This window comes from Paenibacillus cellulositrophicus (assembly GCF_009363095.1).
Classification (GTDB): domain Bacteria; phylum Bacillota; class Bacilli; order Paenibacillales; family Paenibacillaceae; genus Paenibacillus_AQ; species Paenibacillus_AQ favisporus.
On the sequence record NZ_CP045295.1, the window covers coordinates 2,438,361 to 2,458,609 of the forward strand.

Here is a 20,249-nt window from a genome sequence, read left to right on the forward strand (position 1 = left end):
ATCTGTTTCGATCCTTTAGCCTTCGATCAGCTCGCTCAGCCCCAGCTCCGCTGCGTATTCCGCCGCCTCCTGGGACGCGTACAGAATCAAGCCGATGCACCAGGAGTGCGACAGGGTCAGCATCATTCCTTTGGGCTGGAAGCAGTTCGTGTTGTAATAACGCTCGGTGACCATGCCTTTATAGGCATTGAAGTCCCCGTCCTCCCGCGCGATAAACTGCAGGAAGCAGGCGATATGGTCGCGGGTACGGTCCAGGTAATACCGGTCGCCGGTATGCTTCCACAACCGCAGCATTTCCGACACGCAGAATAGGCCGTAGTTGTGCAGATGCTGGTTCGACGTGGACGCCTGATCCGCGCCGCGCGAGCGAAAATCGTACTGCGCCAGCAGGGTATGGCGTGGGAAGCACAGATTATACGTCCAGCGGAACGTCATCATCCAGTCCGCCGCGCTGGATGCGAGCTCCAGCCACTTCGGCTGCCGGTCAAACTCATACAGCAGCACATAGGCGGCGACGGCGTTATAGGCGTCTTCCGAGGTCGGCGTCAGATGCACATCCTCCGGAGCGCCGTAAATATATTCATCCCTGATAAACTTCTCGTAATAGCTGCCGGCACGCACGGCGGCTTCGGCAAACCGCGGTTCCCCGAACAAGGCCGCGCCTTCGACCAGCGCCGCGATCCACAGCATGCCGCCGGCGCCGTCCCATTCTTCGACCTCCCCGGTCTCCGCATGGTAATAGGAACCGAAATTGCCGTCGCTCCGCTGGCAGGAAGCCGCAAAGTTCAAGTTCGACAGGGCCGCCGCTTCCCAGTCCGGATGGGATGCCCCATGTTCGCGCTCAAAATCCAGCGCCCGGACCATGAACAGCGTCGCCTCGGCCGCCGTTCTCGCCTGCAGCCAATCGGGCTTCGGATTCCAGCCGGCGGTCCAGCCCCGGCCCTCGATCCAGGACGCCCAGAAAATGCCGCTCGGCGACAAGCCTTCGGCGATTTTGCTCAGCACGTCCATGCCGGCCGCCGTATACTCGGCTATCCCCTGCCTGCGTCCGTACTGCAGCAGCGCATGCGCGTAAGGCGCTCCGCTGACCCAGCCTACGTGCATATGGGGGCGGTCCCCCTGTCCTTTAACGTTGTTGTTCAGCTCGCGGTCAAACGCCGCCGTTTCGTACAATATGCGATGCTCCGGACGATAATGCCACGTATACAGGCCATGGGCGGTCAGCTGCGCCGCCTCGTCCAGATCCATCCAAGGCCGAAGCGGATAGGCCTCGGCATGCAGCCGGTACATCCGCCGCACAAACGGGTCGTACGCGTGGGGATCGCCGGCCGCCGTATACACCCGGTAGCGCAGCGTTACCTGCTGCCCCGGCTCAAACCGTGCGGACGCCAGATCCGCAGGGGCCGGAACCGGATCGCCGACGAACGTCACCGGCTCCTCCCGGTAAGGGAAGTTCAGCCAGACCGCCGTTCCGTCCGCATTGCCCCGAAAACCGAGGCCCGTCAAGCCCAGCTCCGACATTTCTTCCGTGCAGAGCGCCCCGCACAGCGTGTCATTCCAGGCAAACACTACCGGCAGCGCCGCCCGGTCCGAGCGGAAGGACCAATAATCCGATACCATCTGCTCCGGATCTCCGCCCCGGTAGTCATAGCGGGGATAGCGCCGCAAATTTTTCTCAAAGCGATTTTCCTTGTAGAAGGCTCCGGGGATCATCCAGTCCGGCTTCCCCGAACCGATTACCTCTGCCCGCAGCGTCAGCCCCATATTTTTGGGAACGTTCCCGTTATACGTTAAATGAAGGGTGACGTCGTAGCCGCCACAGCTGTCCTTCACCGCTTCCCATCTCGCTTCGGCAGCAAATTCGCCCGAAGAGCCAGACATCGCCAGCCCACCATCCGTCAAGGCATCCACCCTTTCGATCGGAACCTCCAGGGTCGCCCCGTCCAGCGGGCACCATGCTTCGATCAAATGACCGAACCGCAGCGCAGCCTCCCCCTGCTCCTCACCGGGCCGATACACGTTCAGTACGTAACGCTCACCACCGTCTGCCTCTGCCTTCCATCCCACGATTGACTCCCGCCTTTCTTCCAATAGCCTGCTTTTTCCCGGAAACTTTTCTACATTACATATCCAGCTGGTATATCTCGATCAGGTTGTCCCGGAAAATGCGCTTGGCGAATTCCATCGCCGCCTTTTCCGTCATGCTGCCCTCCTGAACTTTCTCGGTTAACACGTCGCCCGCTAGGTTCCGTACCAGCTTCAGGTGCGCGTAGGTTCCTTCGATATGGTTGTAGTCGCCGCCGAATCCCTGGATCTTCGACTGCGGCACCATCTCGATCATTTGATGCAGAATCTGCTTGCCGATCGTCGGCGAGATGATATGCACCCAGGTAAAGTCGGTGTAAACGTTCGGATAATTTTTCGCGATGCTCAAATACGATTGATGGTAAGGAAAACCACAGTGCAGCAGGACGAATTTGGCGTCCCGGTACTGCGCCAGCAGCGGCAGCAACAGCTCTGCGTTCGAGTTGGTCAGGATGTTGCCGTTGCCGGACACGCTCGATTCATGATGGCCGGTGTGAATCTGGATCGGCAGCTCATAAGCGATGGAACGCTGGATGATGAAATGAATGAGGTAGTCCTGCAGCGCCAGCGTCTCTTCCTTCGACAGCCCATCCTGCAGCGTATAGCCCAGCAGCCGGTTGAAGACGATCTCCGCTTCGTGGAACGTCGGCTTAGTGCTGGCGAGGCTCCGCCAATACGCATGGCCCAGCTTCGTTGCGACCATTCCTTCCTGTTTGTATCTATGCAATAAGGCATCCACTGCTTCGAGATAGCCCGGGAACGAATGCACATGCATCCCTGCGGCGTTCTCCACGTCGTGAATATCCTTGAGTGTTCGAAGTTTAAAGGTAAAATCCATAAACATGATCGGCCGGAACAATTCGTAATCCAATTGCGTGGTTTGGATCAGCGTGAACGCCAGGTCAATTTTTGAGCGTTCGTATAGCACCTCCCGGTACCAGTCCGGGTTATTCGTCGCCGCCTTAACTTTATCATTAACCTCCAGAATGCCTTGGACCGTCCAATCTTCAAAGCCGTACAGGTCCTTCATGGCCGTCCGGAACATGTTCGCGTACGTGGTGTTGTTCGCGCGCTGCCAGTACTGCAGGAAGGTAGCCGCTTTCTCTTCGTCACTGCGCAGCCGGCCGCTTAAAGCCCCGCGCTGCATCCCCGCCGTAATAAAGTCGGAATCCAGGTAATGCATCAGGGAGAAAAAATCCTGCTGCTCTCTTTGTCTGATCTGCGGAGTCGCCAAATGCTCGTGTCCGTCGATGATCCGTAGTTCGCTGATATAATCATGTATGCTGCTCATCGGGCCTTTCTCCTTCCAAAAATGGAGCGGCTGCTCCTCTTCTCATCCGAACAGCAGCCGCGTCTATTTATATGTCGTTTCTGCCCATGACCGGGCGATCAGTCCACATTCAGCTCAGGGAAAGCGTTCTTCACTTCTTTTTTGAAATCGGTCACGACGTCGTCAAAGCTGCGGTTGTTCGTTATGCCGTCGCTGGCGACCTTTCTCCACTTGCTCAAAATCTCCTCGCCGTACTTATCCGCTTTGGCTGCCGGAATTTTCACGACGGTTTCGTAATAAGGCTTCAAGACGTTTTCGTCGCCGAACAGCGGGGATTTAAACGTATCCAGATTGGCTTCGTACACTTTGCTGTTGCCCGGCATATTGCCCGTTTTCTCCAGGTTGTGCTGCTGCCATTCCTCGCCGGCGATATATTTGATGAACTCATACGCCAGATCCTTGTTCTTGGATTTTTCGTAGATGCCGCGGTACGTTCCGCCAGAGTAGAAGCCTTCCGGCGTTTTAGCTACACCGTACTTGCCTTTGGCCTTGTCGTCCTTATTATCGACCATAAATCCGGCCCATGCCGGCATCGAAGTCAGCACGACGCTGCCGTCGTTCAGCGCGTTGCCCCAGCCCGCCGACATGAACGGAAGCTTGGCGTCCACGTTGTTTTTACGGATATCCAGCTGGGTCTGATAGATCGTCTGCCATTTCGGATCGATGTTCAGCTTGCCGTCCTTCACCCACGGCTGGGTGTTGTAGGCTTCAATGTCGAACAGGTCTCCGGCGTTTTGGATCAGGTGCACTTTGCCGCCGCTGTCCGCTGCCACCTTTTTGCCGAGCTCAATGATTTTGTCCCACGAGCTGACCATATCGCTGACTTTGTCGGGATCATCCGTACCAAGGTACTTCTTGGCTGTATCGCGCATATACCAGAAGCCGCCCGGTGAAGAGTGGTCGGAAATCGCCCGCAGCTTGCCGTCCTGGGAGCGTCCCAGCTCCTGAACGTAAGGGATGTAATCTTTCACCAGATCCTCGGCGCCCATCGCCGACAGGTCCGTCAAAAACTTCGAATCGATGAATTTGCCGATATACCCGCGCTCCAGGTCGAAAATATCGGGAACGTCGCGGCCGGACTGCAGCGCAGTCAGCAGCTTCGTCTGGTATTGGTCGCCCGGGAACATTTTGACGTCTACGGTGACGCCGGGATTTTTCGCCTGAAACTGGTCGGCCATGTCCTTCACCTGGTCAAAGAACGTCCAGATGACCAAGTGGCCCTTGAGCTCGCCGGATTCGGCGGCTTTGCCCGAGTCGTCTCCGCTTGCCGTACTGCTGCTGTCCGAAGCCTTGCTTCCGCATCCGGCCAGCATGCTGCCGACCAGCAGGACGGACAGCACCATCATCAGCCATTTCTTCGTTTTCAAAACCGATCTCCCCTTTTGGTCGTGATTGAAGTGCATGCGTAACATCTGCCCGCAATTTGTAGAACGCTTTCAATTTACTGTATTATCATGGCAGTCACTGCGCCGTTTCCCGGTCATCACCTCTTTCCCTGGAGTCTGAAAGTCAAACCGGCTTGGATAGCCTGATCCTATCGGTCAGCCTTTGACCGCACCTGCCGCCACGCCGTCGATAATCCGTTTGGACATGAACGAGAAGAAGACGAGGATCGGCACGACTGCAATCACGATGCCCACATACTGTGCGCCAAAGTCTGATGTAAACTGGGATTTCAAGCTCGCGATCATGACCGGCAGCGTCTGCAGGTTGTTGTCGAAGAGGACGATCATCGGCGTGAGAAAATCGTTCCATTTGCCGATAAAAGCGAAGATCCCCAGCGTCGCAAGCCCCGGACTCATAATCGGCAGCACGATCCGGTTAAAAATCTGCCACTCGCCATACCCGTCCATCCGTCCCGATTCAATGATTTCCGTCGGCACCGAGGAATCCGCGAACTGCCGCATCAGGAAAATCCCAAAAGCATTGTGGATCGACGGCAAAATGAGCGGCCAGTACGTGTTCAGCATGTTCAGCGAATCCATCAGCTTGAAGAAACCGATGATGCCGAGTTGGCCCGGAATCATCATCGTGCCGAGCACAAACAGGAACAGTACGTTTTTGTACTTAAAGTTGTATTTCGAGAAGCCGTACCCGGCCAGTGCCGCAAAGTACACGTTAATGATCGTCGATGTGACGGTGATCAGGACGGTGTTCCCGAAGCCCCGCCAAATGTTGACCGTGTCCTTCAGCCTCGCGTAGTTGTCGAGGAACTGGTCTCCCGGAATGAGCAGCAGCCTGCGCGCGATATCCGAGTTGGCATGGGTCGACGTTATGATCATGCTGTAGAAGGGCAGCAGGCATGTCGCCGCCACGGCGATGAGAAAGAGGTACAGAATGCCTCGGGTAAGTATTTTAGCCATGAAGGTGGACCTCCTTAATCCTTCAGCTTCGACGCTTTGGCCGTAATGGCCGTAAAGAACATGACCACAAAGAAAATTCCGTAGGCGACCGCCGCCCCGTAGCTGTAATCAAAGTTTTTGAAAGCCGTTTCATATAAGTACATGACCATCGTTCTGGAGGAGTTGCCTGGCCCGTCTCCGAGCATGAGCGGCGCATCAAACAGCTGCAGGCCGCCGATGACCGACGTAATGAACACGAACAGGAATACCGGACGCAGCAGCGGCAGCGTAATGTGCAGCGCCGTCTGCTTTTTGCTCGCCCCATCCACTTCCGCGGCTTCATACACTTCTCTCGGAATGCCCTGAAGTCCGGCGATAAAGACGATCATGTTAAACCCGAAGTACTGCCAGCAGATGACCCCCGATGCGATGATTCTGGACCACCATGGGCTGTTAAACCAGTTGACCGGATCGTGAATGATCCCCAGACTCATGAGCAGCTTGTTGATCGTCCCGGTCTGCCAGTCGAACATGAGGGAGAAGATGACCCCCAGCGTGACCGGCGTAATGATGTGAGGAAAGAAATAGACCGCCCGGAAGAAATGCTTGCCCCGGATAAAGCGCTCGTTCAGCACCAGCGCGAGCAGCACCGATAAGATGAGCTGGGGAACGTTGGATAGAATCCAAATAATAAGCGTGTTGCCTATCGTCTGATAAAAGAAGCTGTCGTGCAGCAGGCGTGAATAATTCGCCAGCCCCACATAGACCGGATCCGAAAATCCGTCCCATTTCATGAAGCTGAGGTAGAGCGTGTACAGAATCGGCATCAGCCCGAATACGGCAAAGCCGATGAAGAAAGGCGCCACAAAGATGTAACCGTAAAATGACCTGTTGACCTTGGAGCCCATCGTATTCACCCCTTTTTACACTTTACTTGGTTCCGCAAGAGTCCCGGACGATGAGCTTCGGCTTCAGCAGATGGATCGCTTCCTCACTCTTGTCCTGGACGCCTTCAATTTGCTGAAACAATCCTTCCGCCGCTTTTCGGCCGATGGCTTCAAAGGGCTGGCGCACCGTCGTCAGCGACGGGTACACCCATTCCGAGATCGAAATGTCGTCATACCCGACGACCGACATCTGCTTGGGCACGTTCAGTCCGTGCTCCTGGATGGCCCGCAGCGCCCCGGTTGCCGCTTCGTCGTTGGAGCCGATAACGGCCGAGAAGCCTTTGCGCTCCAGCAGCTGCTGCATGGCCTGATATCCGCCTTGGCTGCTCCAGTCCGACTCCACCACCCATTCTGGACGGTAGGTTAACCCAAGCGTTTCCATCGCCTGCAAATAACCGTTAAAACGGTGCTGGTTCGCTGCGGCATGCTGCGGTCCGGAAATGTATGCGATCTCCCGGTGGCCCAGGCTGTGCAAGTATCCGACGATATCGTAGACCCCCGCCGCATTGTCCACGTCGACTGCGAAGATGCCGTCCTTGCCGCCGTGATCCCCGATCAGCGCGATCGGATACTGCGAGTCCCTGATTCTCTCCAGGTCTTCGTCTTTGCGCTTTTGGAAGCTCACCAGGATCACTCCGTCGACCTGCCCTTCGTACAGAAGGTTGAGAAAGGATATTTCTTCGGCATAGTTGGAAGTCCAGCTCAGGAAGGTGCAATTGTATCCCTTCAGATTGGCTACTCCCTCAATGCCCCGGATGATGCCGGAATAGAAAATATTCGAAATGTTGTCGACGACGACCGCGATGCTGTTCGTTCGGTCAAGCACCAGCCTGCGGGCATTGGCGTTGCGGTGGAAATTCAGCTCCTTGATGGCTTTATCCAGCGCTTCCTGCGTTGCTTTTTTAACCTGCTGCCCGTTCAGGTAACGGGACACGGTGCTTTTGCTTGTTCCTGCCAATCTGGCGACATCGTGAATGGTTGGACCCACTGTTATCACTCTCTCCATGTATCGTTTCCCATGTTTCGGCCCCTTCACTTGCCTATCCCACTGATGCGGAATCGTTGGCAAGATACAGCACGAATACCATTTTTGGGAACGTTCCCATTTTACCAGACAGCCTAGGTCCAAGAAAAGGACTTGTTTGGCAGGAGCTGCCATTTCTTTACCGGAAGGATTCACGGCACTAGCAGTTGGTTGTCTGTCCCCCGTCTTAGAGCTATCCATACAGCCTCTCTGAGGTTCCCGTCTTGTTTCCGTCACGGTCCTCCAATCATCCGCCGCCAACTTCATTTTGGGAACGTTCCCAAAATGAAGGAAATGCCTCTCCCACCTTTGCTTCTTCAGGGTTCATGTGGACGGGAAAGGATCTAACAGAAAGCCGAATGACCGGATCAAAACCGATGAAAATTTTGGGAACGTTCCCGTTTTGGTGCAACAACTTGATTAAGATGGGTCTATAATAGCGCTTCCAGGATGGAGTGTCAACGGGTATATCAAAAATAAAAAATAACCATTTTATGGGTGGCGTTTATGGGTGACGGCTTAACATTTTCCCTCCCCACTATTTTTTCCTAAATGAATGACATTTGCCCAAGAAGCTGAATAGGGTGAAGGAAAGCCTATATTTGCGAAGGGAGATACACCAAGGATGTATTACTATACGTGGGACTATCGGGCTCCGGCCTCATCCATCGCCGATCTCGAGAAAGCCATCAACGGAGAATACTCCGCCATCGCCTGCTATGAACGGCTGGCGGGTGCGGCGCCAAGCGAAGAAGAACGCACACAGATCATGGAGATCCGTAAAGACGAAATCAGACACTATCAAACGTTTGCCGGGCTGTACACGTCCCTGACCGGAAGACAGCCGGCACCTGTCATCAATGAGCCCTGCCCCTCCGTCTACCGGGATGGCCTCCTCTTTGCCTTCAAGGACGAACAGAACACGGTGGACTTCTACCATGAAGCCGCCGACCGGGCATCCGATCCGACCGTGAAGCAGGCCTTCCTCAGGGCAGCCGCCGATGAGCAGAACCATGCCGTTTGGTTTTTGTACTTTCTTACAAAGCAGGCCAGGGAATAACCCCTGGCTATTCATTTTTGGGAAACTGTCTTCCGTTCACCAGGCAATAGCCCGCCGTTCCCGGAAATATCCACCGCTGGGGCCGTCCTCTCCCGCAGTGGCCAGCCATACGGCCGTATCGGCCCCCTCCGCCACCGAGAGCGGAGCGTCCGTCCCGCCCATATCGGTCTGCACTCTGCCGGGGCAGACAGCATTCGTTTGAATGCCGTACGCCGCGGCTTCCTGGTCCACCAGCACCGTCAGCGCATTTAGCATCGTTTTGGAAATCCGATAAGCGGAGGAAGAACCCTTGAGCCCAAGAAGACCCTGCATCACCTCAAAGGAACCGAGACCGGACGACATGTTGACGATCCGCCCATACCCTTGCTCCTTCATCAGCGGCACCACTGCCTGGATCATGCGCAGCGCGCCGAAGAAGTTGGTCTCCAGCGTTTCTTTCATCACATCCTCCTCCACGTCCAGGACGGATACGCTCCGATCCAGAATGATGCCCGCGTTGTTAACAAGGACGTCCAGCCTGCCGTGCTCCTGCCGGATTCGATCCATCATCGCATCAATGCTTCCCGGATCTTGCAGATCCACTGCCTGGACCTCCAGCTCAAGACCTTCCGAGCGCAGTTCGGATACGGCTTGCCACCCCTTCTCTTCGCTCCTGCAGCCGATGATCACATGCAGCCCTTTGTGCGCCAACTGTCTGGCGATTTCTTTGCCGATACCGCGATTCCCGCCGGTGACCAGCGCTACCCGCTTGCTGCTCATCAGTAATCGCCTCCTTCCTTCAGTTGACGTCTCCAAACGGTCAGGCATTCCCGCAAATGGTCTTCCGCTTTTCGAAGCGTGTCGATCCGCTCCCCAATCTCCGCCAGCTTGGCTTCCCCCACCCGGATTGCTCCGGGCAAGCATTCCCGCCGAACCTCCTCCGATCCGGCGCACGGATAGGCATCGCTGATTTCTTTGGCGCTTAGTCCAAGGCTGAAGTACAGCTGGATGATCCGGACGCGCTCGACATCGGACAAGCTGTACTCCCGGTATCCGTTATCCAGCCGGACGGGATGAAGCAGCTCCTTCTCCTCGTAATACCGCAGTGAGCGCAGGCTGACGCCCGTCGCGCGGGACAGCTCGCTGATATGCATCATCGTCACTCCTTTCATCGGCCTTGCAGCCATCTGTTAAAACAAGTGTAAACCCTCACATCATGTGAAGGTCAAGCGGTGGTTTACGGTATTTTTATCATCAACTCTGATCGATGGGCTGTCCGTTAATTTTTCTGGTAAGTGCACTGGAGAACGGGGCTGGTTGAGGCCATGACCTCGGTCTTTATGGAGGCTGGTTAAGATGTAATGAAGTCATACTTTCTCGTTTTTAGGACGTCTATATTTAGGAATATCTAAACAGAAGGGACGAATGATGAAGAAAATCACCATGGCCTCGATTTCATTTCTCTGTGCAGCAGCTATCATGCTGCCGGATCACAGCATCGGTACGGCAGCAGCCAGAACCAATAGTGGAACTCATGTCATCATCAATAATCAAGATCTGGCACCAAAAGATGTCCTTATAAAAAACAATCAAATATTTATTAGCTTCACTGAAGCTAAAGCGCTAGATAATATAACTTTCCAATGGAATCATGCTGCAAAACAAGTGACCGCAAAAGTCAAGGATACCCGTCTATTGCTTACCATTAACAAAACAACTGCCCTGAAAAACGGAAAAGCTGTGAAGTTGAACACGGCTCCGTTTATCTATGATGGAAAAACGATGATCCCCCTGCGATTTGTCACGGAAACCATGGGCGGCTCTGTTACCTGGAATCCATCCACTCAGACAGCATTCATCGCAAAGGTAAGCTCATATTTGACCAGCGATCTCCTGAGTGATGAGTTAAGCGTTGCAAGGAATGCAGCAATCAATCTTCCAAGAGTGTCACTGCTGCCTAAAATAAATACTCCCACTTACGAGACTTCAAGTATCCAGTATTATTTTCCAAAAAATGTGCATGATCAATTTTTTGAAACAAACAACAATGTCATCAGTTATTTTGAAATTTCTGGTCATACTGCTTATTTGAAATGGCAAGGTCTAATCACCAATACAGCAAGTACTCAGAAGCAGCTGTATTTTATTTACGGAACGATAACCAACGAAATTGGAATACGGCCTTCCGTTAAAGACTCCACATTCGCCGCCTTCCGTTGGATGCCGCATATCGGATCGACCGGCTATAGCTTGATTCATAAGGACAAATGGAACGATGTTGTGTTCAAGGAAACGGAAGTAGACTCAAATAACGCAAAACCAAACTATATTATTGTTCAAATTCCTGAAGAAGAATAGAAACTGGCCTAGTTACCCGGTGGATCGAAATGTTGGACTGATCAGGCAGGATCTCCCTTCCGGAGAATCGAATTTATCGTTAACGGGAGGCGAGGATCATGGCAGTTTATAGACCGGACAGTGCGAAGACACCTGACAAAATTCGCATTATCGGCTCGGTCGGCAGCGGCAAATCGACTTTGGCAAGAGCGTTGTCCGACCAATTGGGCATCCCTTATTATGAATTGGATAATATGGTGTGGAGGCGCACGGACCATGGAGACGTGAAGAACAGCTTCGAGGAAAGAGACCGCATCCTGAACGGCATTCTCGAGCAGGACCGGTGGATTATCGAGGGCGTCCATTATCAGTGGGTGCAGCGGAGCTTCGCGGACGCGGACCTGATCGTTTACGTCGATACGCCGATCTGGGTCCGCAATTACCGCATACTGAAGCGTTTTACCGTGCAAAAGCTGGGGCTTGCGCAGGGGAACTACAAGCAAACGTTCAGCATGCTCCGCAAAATGTACCAATGGAACTACCGGCACGCGAAAAAGGAAAAGCCGGAAATTATGCAGATCGTGGAGCCATACCGCGGAAAGCTGCGGATGATCCGCAATTCGTCAGTGCGGCAAGCTTTAATGCTGCCCGAAAAGGCCCGGCCCTGAATGGCCGGCAAGTCACAATAACGTAATGAGGTAAAATTCTTTATGAAAAATTTCACATCTCATCATTCTTCTCCTTCAATTTGGATCTATTTTGGTTTGGTTTTTGTCTTATCTATTCCGTTTTGGTTATTAGGTATGGCGGCAAACATACAAAAGGATATCCCGATCAACCTTCCCATTAGCGCTTTGATGTTTGTATGTCCTATGATTGCTGCTTTGATCCTGGTTTATCAGAAAGATCGAACTCAAGGTGTTAAAGATTTATGCAGGAAAATACTTCGCATTAAAATAGAGCGCAAAAGCTGGTATATTCCGGTTTTTCTTTCCATGCCGCTGATCATGGTTATTTCTTACGGAGTTATGAAGAGCCTGCTACCGTCCGTACCCCCACTGTCATTTTCTCCTCTAACAGTCGTTGGTTTGTTTTTGCTTTTTTTTGTTCCTGGGCTATGTGAAGAGATTGGTTGGCAAGGATATGTATATGACAAGCTTGAAAATCGATGGAACGCATGGACTGCTAGTGTAATGCTAGGGGTCATTTGGCAAGTATGGCACGTCATTCCGCATCTTCAAACGGACCATTCTGCAATGTGGATCGTATGGCAATGTGCAAGCTCCGTCTTATTACGGGTTTTGATTGTTTGGGTCTATAAAAACACAGATAAAAATATCATTGCGGCAGTTATTGTTCATACGATGAATAATGTTTGTTCCTTCCTGCTTCCTAATTATGATTCGAGCTACGCTACTTTTTCCGTTTTTCTTGTAACAGCCTTAGTGGTTATGCTGATCGCTTTTTTATGGGGAAAAACATTAACACAGTATAGATTTCATTCCAAGGCGTGAGTCCCCTAAAATGTAACATAAATGCCCCAGCCTCTTCTAAGAAGTGGCCAGGGCATGGCTGCCGGCTTATTTAAAACCCTTGACCTCGAACAGCACCCGTGCTCCCTCCCGGCGCAGTTTTTACTCCTTCACCGGATAGGCCATGACGCTCATCAGCGCGTTCTCGGCCTGCGTAGAATCCAGCCGGCTGTACTGCACAAAAATCGGCGCACTGCCGGTGACCTCCATGGCATAAGGAATCCCTTTCGGTATGTACTTCCCTTCCACGTTCAGATGGGCCGTGCGGATATGATGCGTCCGCTGCCCCCCCACAGTCGCTGTCATGCCTAGGAGCGGTTCCCGGTCTTCGAAAAAAGCGTTGACCGTCACCGTCACTTCTTCTCCGCTTAAGTTCAGCACGCAAATCGATTCGTGGCTTTCCAGCTGGCCGCTGCTCGTCGGTGGAATGTACCCGTCGGGAATAATCCACTGTAACTGACCCTTGGACATTCGAATCCCTCTTTTCGAAAAAAGTTTTGCCGTGCCTCCTTAGCTAGGCCCATAAGACGGAGACGCGGCTTTTTTCCATTATAAACCTCTCAGGGAAGCGATTACATCCAATATTCCTTTCTTTTTGGTTAAAAAACAGGGCGCGCTGCTAAGCCGTAAATTATTACTCTACGGCAGCCTGCTCCACCTGCCGCTTCGCCAGCGGTTTGCGGACGAACGCCAGAAAGATCAGCGCCGATACGGCGACGGACCCGGCGCAGACGCCGAACAGCGTATTGTACCCCGTATACTGCGACACCCAGCCCAGCAGGATGGAACCCAGGCCGATGCCGAGATCGAAGGCGGTCATGTACGAAGCGCTGGCCGCGCCCCGCCGCTCCGGATCGGCAAGCCGAAGGTTCACCGCCTGCATGGCCGGCTGAGCCGAGCCGAAGCCGATGCCGTACAGCACGGCGGCGGTGATGACGCCGGCAAGCCCACCGGCGAAGGCAAGGACGAGCAGCCCCGCCGCCGTAACGGCCAGCGCCGGCACGATCACGTAAGCTTCGCCGAGCCGGTCGGCCAGCTTGCCGGCCACCGGCCGCGCCAGCGTCAGCGCCAGGGCGTAGACGAGAAAGAAGGTGCCGGCGTTCACCCGGACCGATTCGGCAAAGAGCGGCAGAAACGTCGTGATCCCCCCGTAAGCTGCCGACAGGAAAAACAGTGACGAGGTGACGGGAAGCACCGATTTTTCGAAAAAGACGATTTTCCGCCGCTCCGCCTTGACCTGAAACGGAATCCGGGTCAGAAAGACGAGAATGAAGGCTGCGGCGGACAACCCGGTCGCCAGCAGAAACAAATCGTGAAATGAGCCGCTCTGGTGCACCCAGGTCCCGAGCATCGGTCCGACCGCCATGGCGATCGTCATCGCCAGGCCAAACCAGCCCATGCCTTCGCCGCGCCGCTGGACGGGAATAATGTCGGTGACCGATGTGCTCACTGCCGTGGTAGAGAGCGCCCAGCTGGCTCCATGAAGAATCCGCAGTCCGAGAAGAACGGCGATCCCGCCAACCCAGTCATACAGATACATGGACAATACGAAGAACAGCAATCCCCAAATCATGAAGGGCCTTCGGCCGTAACGGTCGAGCAGCCCGCCGACAATGGGACGAAACAGGACGGCGCTCAGCGTGAACACGCCGGTCACGAGCCCGACTTGGGATTCGTCTCCGCCCATCTCCTTGATAAAGAGCGGCATCGTTGGCAGCAGCAGATAAAACCCGGTGAAGAGCACCAGCATGCCGGCCGTGATTTGAATAAAAGACCTCGTCCAGAGCCTTTCCATGGATGAATTCCTCCCTAACCATAAATTAAAGTGGTTTCATGCGCTCCAAATCTTCTGGAATCATAGTGCTGGTTCAATCCCTATGGCGATATTCCTGATCGTCATCTTTCACGACATTTCCATCAATCTTCCTCGGCCTGGATCCGCTCGATCTCTGCCGTGATCCAGGCTTCATCCGCCTCTCCCAGCCGTTTGCGGTAATCGAACATCCGGAGTAGCTGTTTCCGCTGCTTGGCGGGTTCCGGCTGCTGCGATTGCAGGTACGCCTCAAACCGGGACACATACTCCCGGCTTCTTCGGATGATCTGCAGGTAATCCTCCAGACAGGCAAGGCGGACCTCCTTGGTCACGTAGCCGAAATACACCATTTTAAACCGGAAAATCAGCGCGGCCTCCGCTTCCGGATTCGGCTCAAGCGTCTCCTTCATCAGCTCTTCGAACCGCTCCCGGCCGGCATCGGTAATCGCGTATATTTTCCGGGTTCGCCCGCCCTTCGTCTCTTCTTCGATCCGCAGATGAATCCAGCCGGCCTCCGTCATCCGCGACAGAAGCGGGTACAGCGTGCCGGAGCTAATCTTACGGCCAAGCCCCACCGCGTTATTCAAGACGTCCTGGAGCATATATCCGTGCTTCTCACCTGTCATCAGCTCGCCTAGAACGAACAATTCGTACACCTCTCTCACCTCCGTTAAATATGTCGGTCCGATATATATTATATGTCGGATCGACATATTTGCAAGTCCCTATTTTGAAATGATTACCATTATTTTTGGATAGAAAAAGACGTTTTCAGCAGAGAATCCCATATTAGGCTTCGGTCTAATAAACATGCAAAATCACGACATCAGACCATCCCAATACCGATACCCCAAAGGTTTCCGAATCGTCCCTAGGTCCCGGTCCTAGGCCTCTCCTGCCTGTTGACAGCGTTTCCAAAGCGATGACATAATGTTGTACAAAAATCCCGCCTAGGCGGGCGGAGGGAGTAGCCGTGCAGACTTGGAAGAGCCGTTTCAGGCATATGAAAATCAAGAACAAGCTGTCCATCCTGATCGCATTTATCGTTGCCATGACCTTTGCCTTTGCCCTGATTGTGCAGCAGTACGCCTTCTCGGTGTACGACGAGCAGCTGTACGTGAAGTCCTCCCGCGTGCTGTACCTGTCGTCTTCTGCGATCGAAAAAGAGCTCGAACGCCTCGAGCAGCTGTCCTTCAACATCATCACCGACACGCAGATCCAGTCCCAGCTCAAATCCATCGCCCAAAGCGACTCCGATTACGATCGCCTGACCCTGCGCAAGCACATGGTTGACAGGCTCCTCACCTATGTCGGGTCCGAGCCCTCCCTCTACTCGATTCACATGGTCGATGCGGCCGGAGCACAGCAGGATGTCGGCAGCCTGGTTCCCATCCAGGCCGGAAAGCGGGATGTGATCCTCAGGCTGGCGGACAACGCCGAAGGCCAGGCGCGCTGGACCTTCCCCGACGCATCCGATCCGGCCCTGATCCTGACCCGTCAAGTCCGTTCCTACTCGGGCACCATGTTCGACCTGCAGGATATCGGCACCATTTTCATGCGGATCAACATGGAGCGGATCGTGCACGAGCTTGGCGCCGGGGAAGGCGACCTCATCGTGACCTCCGGGCCGGACGTCATTTATCCCTCGCAGCCGCATTTCGATCCCTCCCTCATCCAGAGCTCCATCACTTCCGAGACCGGATATTTTATCAAGGAAATTCAGGGAAAAACGTACTTTGTTGCCTATAACCGTTCTTACGCCACCGGGTGGACCTATCTGAACGTGACCCCGTTCAACCAAATTTTCCGGCAGATCGTCCTGATCAAGGAAATCGTTATCGGCGTCTTCATTCTGATATTCGCCTTCGCCATTCTGTGGGGCATCCGCTTCTCCCGGGGGTTGACCCGCCCGATCGAGAATCTGATCGCCCGCATGAAGCTCGCAGAGAAGGGGAACTTCGCCGAAGCGAACATTCTTGCCGGCGATCAGGAGCCGCCCGCGATGGACGAACTCGGCCTGCTGCACCGGACGTTCCGCCTTATGGTGGAGAGGATCAACGATCTGATCACTGAAAATTACGCCAGCCGCCTCCTGATCAAGGAGACCGAGTTCAAGGCGCTGCAGGCACAGATCAACCCGCATTTTTTGTACAACACGCTGGAGTCCATCAACTGGATGGCCAAAATCAACAAGCAGACGCAAATTTCCCAAATGGTGCAGGCGCTGGCGTTTCTGCTCCGCAATTCGGTCAGCCTGAAGGAGCCGATCCTGACGCTGAAGGAGGAGCTGGAAATGGTGCAGCATTACATCACGATCCAGGAATTCCGCTTTGAAGAGCGACTGTCCTTCCACATGGACGTTTCCGAACGGGAGCACTTCCGGAAAATTCCGAAGCTGACGCTCCAGCCCCTGCTCGAAAACGCGATTCATTATGCGCTGGAGCCTTCCGTCGGCACGTGCACCATTTCCTTGACCAGCCGGGAGGAAGCGGACGCGTTCATCCTCATCGTCGAAGACGACGGCCCGGGCATGGCGTCAGATACGCTCGAGCTGCTGCGGGAAGGGAGGCTGACCACGGCGGGGAATGGCATCGGCCTGCTTAACATCGACGAGCGAATCCGCTTTGCGTTCGGCGAGAATTACGGGCTCTTCATCGACAGCGCTCCCGGTCAGGGGACCCGCATTCATATCAGGTTACCGAAAGAACTGGAGGGATCCGAGCATGTATAAAGTGCTATTGGTAGATGATGAACGCATCATATTGGACGGCATTTCGCAAATGGTCGACTGGCAGGCCTTCGGAACAGAGCTGACGGGAACGGCCCAGAACGGATTGCAGGCTTACGACCTGATCGCAGCCGATCCGCCGGACATCGTCATCAGCGACATCCGGATGCCCGGACTCGACGGGCTTGGACTGGTCGCCCAAACCCATGCCACCCACCCGAACGTCAAATTTGTGCTGCTGTCCGGATTCGGGGAGTTCGAATACGCCAACCGGGCCATGCAGTACGGGGTCAAGCACTACCTCCTTAAGCCGACCGACGAGACCAAAATCGCCGAGGCGCTGAAGGAAGTGACGGCCGAGCTGAATCAGGAACGCCGGCGTGAAGCTTTTACCCTGGACATGAAACGGCGCTTTGAGAAAGTCATCCCTCACGTCAAAGAACAGGTCCTCCGCGAGTTCGTCACTAATAAAACCTACGGACGGCGGGATCTCGAGGAATACCGCAGCCTGCTTCCCTGCGACTTCGGGCGCCCCGTCCGGCTGCTGCTCTGCCATATTGAGGGCGAAGCCGATTATGAGCACCAATTTGCCGTGAAAAATATCGCCGAGGACCTGCTGCAAACGGCGCTGATGAGCACGACGCTGGGCGACCACGCGCTGATCCTCATCTCCGATCCGGAGGACCAGGAGCTGCTTCACAGCCGGCTGCAGGATATCCGCCGCACCTTCCGGCTGTATTACAAAATGAACGTGACCGTCGCCGTCAGCGATCCCGGTCCAATTACGTCCGCGCGGAAGCTGTACCGCGAAACGCTGCAGTGTCTGAACTACCGCTTCTATCTGGACGAAAGCGGGATCATTACACGGAAGGATACGTTTGTGCCCGACGGCGGCGTCAGCGAGTTTGGCTTTGACGAAGAGCGCCTGATGCTGCCCGTGCGCTCGGGTGACCGCGAGGAGGCTGGGGTCGCCCTGGCCGAGTTCATCGCCGAGCTCAAACGGGCCCAGCTCAGCATCGAAATGACGAAATCGTACGCGATTTCGATGTATGCCGCGCTGGTGCGCCTGGACGGCCCGGAACGGATGGCGGAGGCCTACAAGCGGATCTCCGAGATCGCCGACATGGGCTCGCTGCAGGCGATTCAGTCGTTCCTGGAGGAGACGGTCCGGGATATGACCGGGCGCAACTACGAACGGAACGCGTTCAAATACAACGCCATCGTGCGGAAGGTGATTGACATCGTAGAGGAGCAGATCGGCAACGCCTCCCTGTCGCTGAACCTCGTCGCGCACGAAATGCTGTACATGAACGCCGACTATCTAGGCAAGCTGTTCAAAAAGGAGACCGGCGAGAAGTTCTCCAACTACGTCATGCGCATCCGAATCCAGCGGGCGACCGAGCTGATGGCCGAAAATCCCGATGCCAAAATCTTCGAGATGGCCGAGCAGCTCGGCTTCGGCGACAACCCGCAGTATTTCAGCCAGGTGTTCAAAAAACAGATGGGCTGCACGCCGTCGGAGTATATCCGGAAGCTGACGGGCGGCATCTCTGCTTTTTAAACAAACAGGTCGGTTTTTTTCCTTACCCGGATCGCCGCAAGCGTTGATAATTGGAAATGTAAGCAGTATCAGATAAAGCACACCAATCTACCGTTAATCCTATGGGGGAGGAAATGACATGAGAAAAGCGTTAAGCGCCGTTCTTCTTTTTTCCTTAATCACCGGCCTGATCGGCTGTTCCGCCGGGGGCAGCAGCGACAAATCGGCCAGCGGAGGCGACGCCGCGCCTGCGACGACTACATCGGCCGGCGAGAGCAAAGATCCGGTCAAGCTTCGCATCGCCTGGTGGGGCGGCCAATCCAGACATGATTACACCCTGAAAGTGATCGAAATGTACGAGAAGCAGCATCCAAACGTCACGATCGAGCCCGAATACGCGCCGTTCGACGACTATTGGAAGAAGCTCGCGCCGCAAGCCGTCGCCGGCGGGCTGCCGGACATCATCCAGATGGACATTTCGTATTTGAGCCAGTACGCCAGCCGCAACCAGCTGGCCGACCTGAAGCCGTTTACCGACAGCGGTACGCTGAATGTCGCCGACGTCAGCGAGAACGCCCTGAAGGGCGGCGAGGTCGACGGCAAGCTCGTCGCCTTGAACCTCGGGGTCAACGCCCTGCAGACGACCTTCGACGTCGAGACGATGAAGGAGAACGGCATCGACATCCCGTCCAAAGACTGGACCTGGGACGATATGGGCAAGCTTGGGGAGCAAGCCAAGGCCAAAGGCTTCCAGATCGGCGGATTCGCCTATCATCACGAGGTGTTCTTCCCGTATTACCTGAGAACGATCGGCCAGAAAATGTACAGCGACGACGGGAAAACGATCGGCTATGCCGACGACCAGGCTTTTATCGATTATTTCACGCGATATCAGCAATGGTATGACAAGGGCTACATCCTCTCCCTCGACAAAGAAGCGCAGAAGAAGGGCGTCGCGGAAGAGGACGAAATCGTTCTCGGCCACTCCATCTCCGGCATCGGCTGGTCCAACCAGTTCCTGGCGGTGGCGAATCTGGTCAAGGACCGTCCGCTCGAGCTGAATCCAATGCCGGGTCCGGGCACAAAGGAAGGGCTGTTCCTGAAGCCTTCCATGTACTTCTCCATCGCGGAATCGTCCAAGCAGAAGGAGGAAGCGGCCAAGTTCATCAGCTTCTTCATCAACGACATCGAAGCGAACAAGCTGATCAAGGGCGAACGCGGGGTGCCGGTATCCTCCAAAGTGAAGGATGCGCTGAAGCCGATCCTGACCGAGAACGAAGCGAAAATCTTTGATTATGTCACCTGGGCCGAATCGAACAGCAGCCCCGCTGACCCGCCGAACCCGATCGGATCGGTGGAAGTCGAGAAGCTTCTGCGGGATTTGAGCGAAAAGATTCTGTTCAAGAAAATTCCGATCGACCAGGCGGCGGCGGAATTCCGCAAGGAGGCCAATGCCATCCTGGCCCGCAGCCAGAAATAACCTGAAGGGGAATCCTCATACTGCCTGAAGGAGCCGGGCCCCGGTCGGGTTC

General features: G+C 54.7%; 18 protein-coding genes. 7 read left to right on the plus strand and 11 right to left on the minus strand.

The features are described 5' to 3' along the window. Window positions 1-15: 15 nt before the first annotated feature. The 6 genes from GCU45_RS11025 to GCU45_RS11050 form a co-directional block, all read right to left on the minus strand. The gene (locus tag GCU45_RS11025) at window positions 16-2,067 is read right to left on the minus strand and encodes a YyaL domain-containing protein (protein ID WP_208837115.1); all 2,052 of its coding nucleotides are present in this window, start codon (window positions 2,065-2,067) and stop codon (window positions 16-18) included. Window positions 2,068-2,122: 55 nt separating this feature from the next. After that, window positions 2,123-3,376, minus strand: coding sequence for an amidohydrolase family protein (locus GCU45_RS11030; RefSeq protein ID WP_152398956.1), 1,254 nt, complete (start codon window positions 3,374-3,376; stop codon window positions 2,123-2,125). A 98-nt stretch (window positions 3,377-3,474) separates the two neighbouring features. Continuing rightward, window positions 3,475-4,782, minus strand: a complete 1,308-nt coding sequence (locus GCU45_RS11035; protein WP_167527117.1) for an ABC transporter substrate-binding protein — start codon at window positions 4,780-4,782, stop codon at window positions 3,475-3,477. A 174-nt stretch (window positions 4,783-4,956) separates the two neighbouring features. Next, window positions 4,957-5,778: a carbohydrate ABC transporter permease gene (locus tag GCU45_RS11040; protein ID WP_105444272.1), complete on the minus strand. Its 822-nt coding sequence runs from the start codon at window positions 5,776-5,778 to the stop codon at window positions 4,957-4,959. A gap of 14 nt (window positions 5,779-5,792) precedes the next feature. Continuing rightward, entirely contained in the window at window positions 5,793-6,665 is an 873-nt protein-coding gene (locus GCU45_RS11045; protein ID WP_152398958.1) for a carbohydrate ABC transporter permease, read from the minus strand. 22 nt (window positions 6,666-6,687) lie between these two features. Next, on the minus strand, window positions 6,688-7,710 hold the full coding sequence (locus tag GCU45_RS11050) for a LacI family DNA-binding transcriptional regulator (protein WP_163881144.1): 1,023 nt from the start codon (window positions 7,708-7,710) through the stop codon (window positions 6,688-6,690). 643 nt (window positions 7,711-8,353) lie between these two features. Between GCU45_RS11050 and GCU45_RS11055 the strand changes: the two genes are divergently transcribed. Further along, window positions 8,354-8,788, plus strand: coding sequence for a ferritin family protein (locus tag GCU45_RS11055; RefSeq protein WP_152398960.1), 435 nt, complete (start codon window positions 8,354-8,356; stop codon window positions 8,786-8,788). A gap of 36 nt (window positions 8,789-8,824) precedes the next feature. Here GCU45_RS11055 and GCU45_RS11060 read toward each other — a convergent pair whose 3' ends face one another. Together GCU45_RS11060 and GCU45_RS11065 are read right to left on the minus strand one after the other, a co-directional pair. Next, window positions 8,825-9,547, minus strand: a complete 723-nt coding sequence (locus GCU45_RS11060; RefSeq protein WP_152398961.1) for an SDR family oxidoreductase — start codon at window positions 9,545-9,547, stop codon at window positions 8,825-8,827. Beyond that, window positions 9,547-9,924 (minus strand): MerR family transcriptional regulator, encoded by a 378-nt coding sequence (locus tag GCU45_RS11065; RefSeq protein ID WP_341874553.1) that lies wholly within the window; start codon window positions 9,922-9,924, stop codon window positions 9,547-9,549. Before GCU45_RS11065 ends, GCU45_RS11060 begins: the two co-directional genes overlap by 1 nt. A 268-nt stretch (window positions 9,925-10,192) precedes the next feature. Here GCU45_RS11065 and GCU45_RS11070 point away from each other — a divergent pair, with 268 nt between their 5' ends. From GCU45_RS11070 to GCU45_RS11080, 3 genes are all read left to right on the plus strand, one after another. Further along, window positions 10,193-11,125: a copper amine oxidase N-terminal domain-containing protein gene (locus tag GCU45_RS11070; RefSeq protein WP_244364520.1), complete on the plus strand. Its 933-nt coding sequence runs from the start codon at window positions 10,193-10,195 to the stop codon at window positions 11,123-11,125. A 98-nt stretch (window positions 11,126-11,223) separates the two neighbouring features. Then, window positions 11,224-11,772 carry an AAA family ATPase gene (locus GCU45_RS11075; RefSeq protein ID WP_145948376.1) on the plus strand — a complete coding sequence of 183 codons (549 nt, stop codon included), beginning with the start codon at window positions 11,224-11,226 and terminating at the stop codon, window positions 11,770-11,772. Window positions 11,773-11,814: 42 nt separating this feature from the next. Further along, window positions 11,815-12,618, plus strand: a complete 804-nt coding sequence (locus tag GCU45_RS11080) for a CPBP family intramembrane glutamic endopeptidase (RefSeq protein ID WP_152398962.1) — start codon at window positions 11,815-11,817, stop codon at window positions 12,616-12,618. Between the two features lie 120 nt (window positions 12,619-12,738). On the opposite strand, the gene GCU45_RS11085 is transcribed toward GCU45_RS11080, so the two are convergent. From GCU45_RS11085 to GCU45_RS11095, 3 genes are all read right to left on the minus strand, one after another. Further along, window positions 12,739-13,107, minus strand: a complete 369-nt coding sequence (locus GCU45_RS11085; protein WP_152398963.1) for a sensory rhodopsin transducer — start codon at window positions 13,105-13,107, stop codon at window positions 12,739-12,741. Between the two features lie 163 nt (window positions 13,108-13,270). After that, entirely contained in the window at window positions 13,271-14,431 is a 1,161-nt protein-coding gene (locus tag GCU45_RS11090; RefSeq protein ID WP_152398964.1) for an MFS transporter, read from the minus strand. Between the two features lie 122 nt (window positions 14,432-14,553). Continuing rightward, the gene (locus tag GCU45_RS11095) at window positions 14,554-15,105 is read right to left on the minus strand and encodes a PadR family transcriptional regulator (protein ID WP_152398965.1); all 552 of its coding nucleotides are present in this window, start codon (window positions 15,103-15,105) and stop codon (window positions 14,554-14,556) included. A 317-nt stretch (window positions 15,106-15,422) separates the two neighbouring features. Here GCU45_RS11095 and GCU45_RS11100 point away from each other — a divergent pair, with 317 nt between their 5' ends. The 3 genes from GCU45_RS11100 to GCU45_RS11110 all read left to right on the plus strand — a co-directional run bounded on the left by GCU45_RS11100 (window position 15,423) and on the right by GCU45_RS11110 (window position 20,197). Further along, window positions 15,423-17,180, plus strand: coding sequence for a cache domain-containing sensor histidine kinase (locus GCU45_RS11100; protein WP_152398966.1), 1,758 nt, complete (start codon window positions 15,423-15,425; stop codon window positions 17,178-17,180). Beyond that, window positions 17,173-18,738, plus strand: a complete 1,566-nt coding sequence (locus GCU45_RS11105) for a response regulator (protein ID WP_152398967.1) — start codon at window positions 17,173-17,175, stop codon at window positions 18,736-18,738. Before GCU45_RS11100 ends, GCU45_RS11105 begins: the two co-directional genes overlap by 8 nt. A 118-nt stretch (window positions 18,739-18,856) precedes the next feature. Then, window positions 18,857-20,197: an ABC transporter substrate-binding protein gene (locus tag GCU45_RS11110; protein WP_152398968.1), complete on the plus strand. Its 1,341-nt coding sequence runs from the start codon at window positions 18,857-18,859 to the stop codon at window positions 20,195-20,197. The last annotated feature ends 52 nt before the right edge of the window (window positions 20,198-20,249 follow it).

Excerpts from the sequence above, each read along its gene's own strand:
- GCU45_RS11055 (WP_152398960.1), top strand. The coding sequence starts at position 8,354 with ATGTATTACTATACGTGGGACTATCGGGCTCCGGCCTCATCCATCGCC.
- GCU45_RS11090 (WP_152398964.1), bottom strand. The coding sequence starts at position 14,431 with ATGGAAAGGCTCTGGACGAGGTCTTTTATTCAAATCACGGCCGGCATG.
- GCU45_RS11045 (WP_152398958.1), bottom strand. The coding sequence starts at position 6,665 with ATGGGCTCCAAGGTCAACAGGTCATTTTACGGTTACATCTTTGTGGCG.
- GCU45_RS11040 (WP_105444272.1), bottom strand. The coding sequence starts at position 5,778 with ATGGCTAAAATACTTACCCGAGGCATTCTGTACCTCTTTCTCATCGCC.
- GCU45_RS11060 (WP_152398961.1), bottom strand. The coding sequence starts at position 9,547 with ATGAGCAGCAAGCGGGTAGCGCTGGTCACCGGCGGGAATCGCGGTATC.
- GCU45_RS11030 (WP_152398956.1), bottom strand. The coding sequence starts at position 3,376 with ATGAGCAGCATACATGATTATATCAGCGAACTACGGATCATCGACGGA.
- GCU45_RS11050 (WP_163881144.1), bottom strand. The coding sequence starts at position 7,710 with ATGGAGAGAGTGATAACAGTGGGTCCAACCATTCACGATGTCGCCAGA.
- GCU45_RS11080 (WP_152398962.1), top strand. The coding sequence starts at position 11,815 with ATGAAAAATTTCACATCTCATCATTCTTCTCCTTCAATTTGGATCTAT.
- GCU45_RS11085 (WP_152398963.1), bottom strand. The coding sequence starts at position 13,107 with ATGTCCAAGGGTCAGTTACAGTGGATTATTCCCGACGGGTACATTCCA.
- GCU45_RS11070 (WP_244364520.1), top strand. The coding sequence starts at position 10,193 with ATGATGAAGAAAATCACCATGGCCTCGATTTCATTTCTCTGTGCAGCA.
- GCU45_RS11075 (WP_145948376.1), top strand. The coding sequence starts at position 11,224 with ATGGCAGTTTATAGACCGGACAGTGCGAAGACACCTGACAAAATTCGC.
- GCU45_RS11110 (WP_152398968.1), top strand. The coding sequence starts at position 18,857 with ATGAGAAAAGCGTTAAGCGCCGTTCTTCTTTTTTCCTTAATCACCGGC.
- GCU45_RS11105 (WP_152398967.1), top strand. The coding sequence starts at position 17,173 with ATGTATAAAGTGCTATTGGTAGATGATGAACGCATCATATTGGACGGC.
- GCU45_RS11065 (WP_341874553.1), bottom strand. The coding sequence starts at position 9,924 with ATGATGCATATCAGCGAGCTGTCCCGCGCGACGGGCGTCAGCCTGCGC.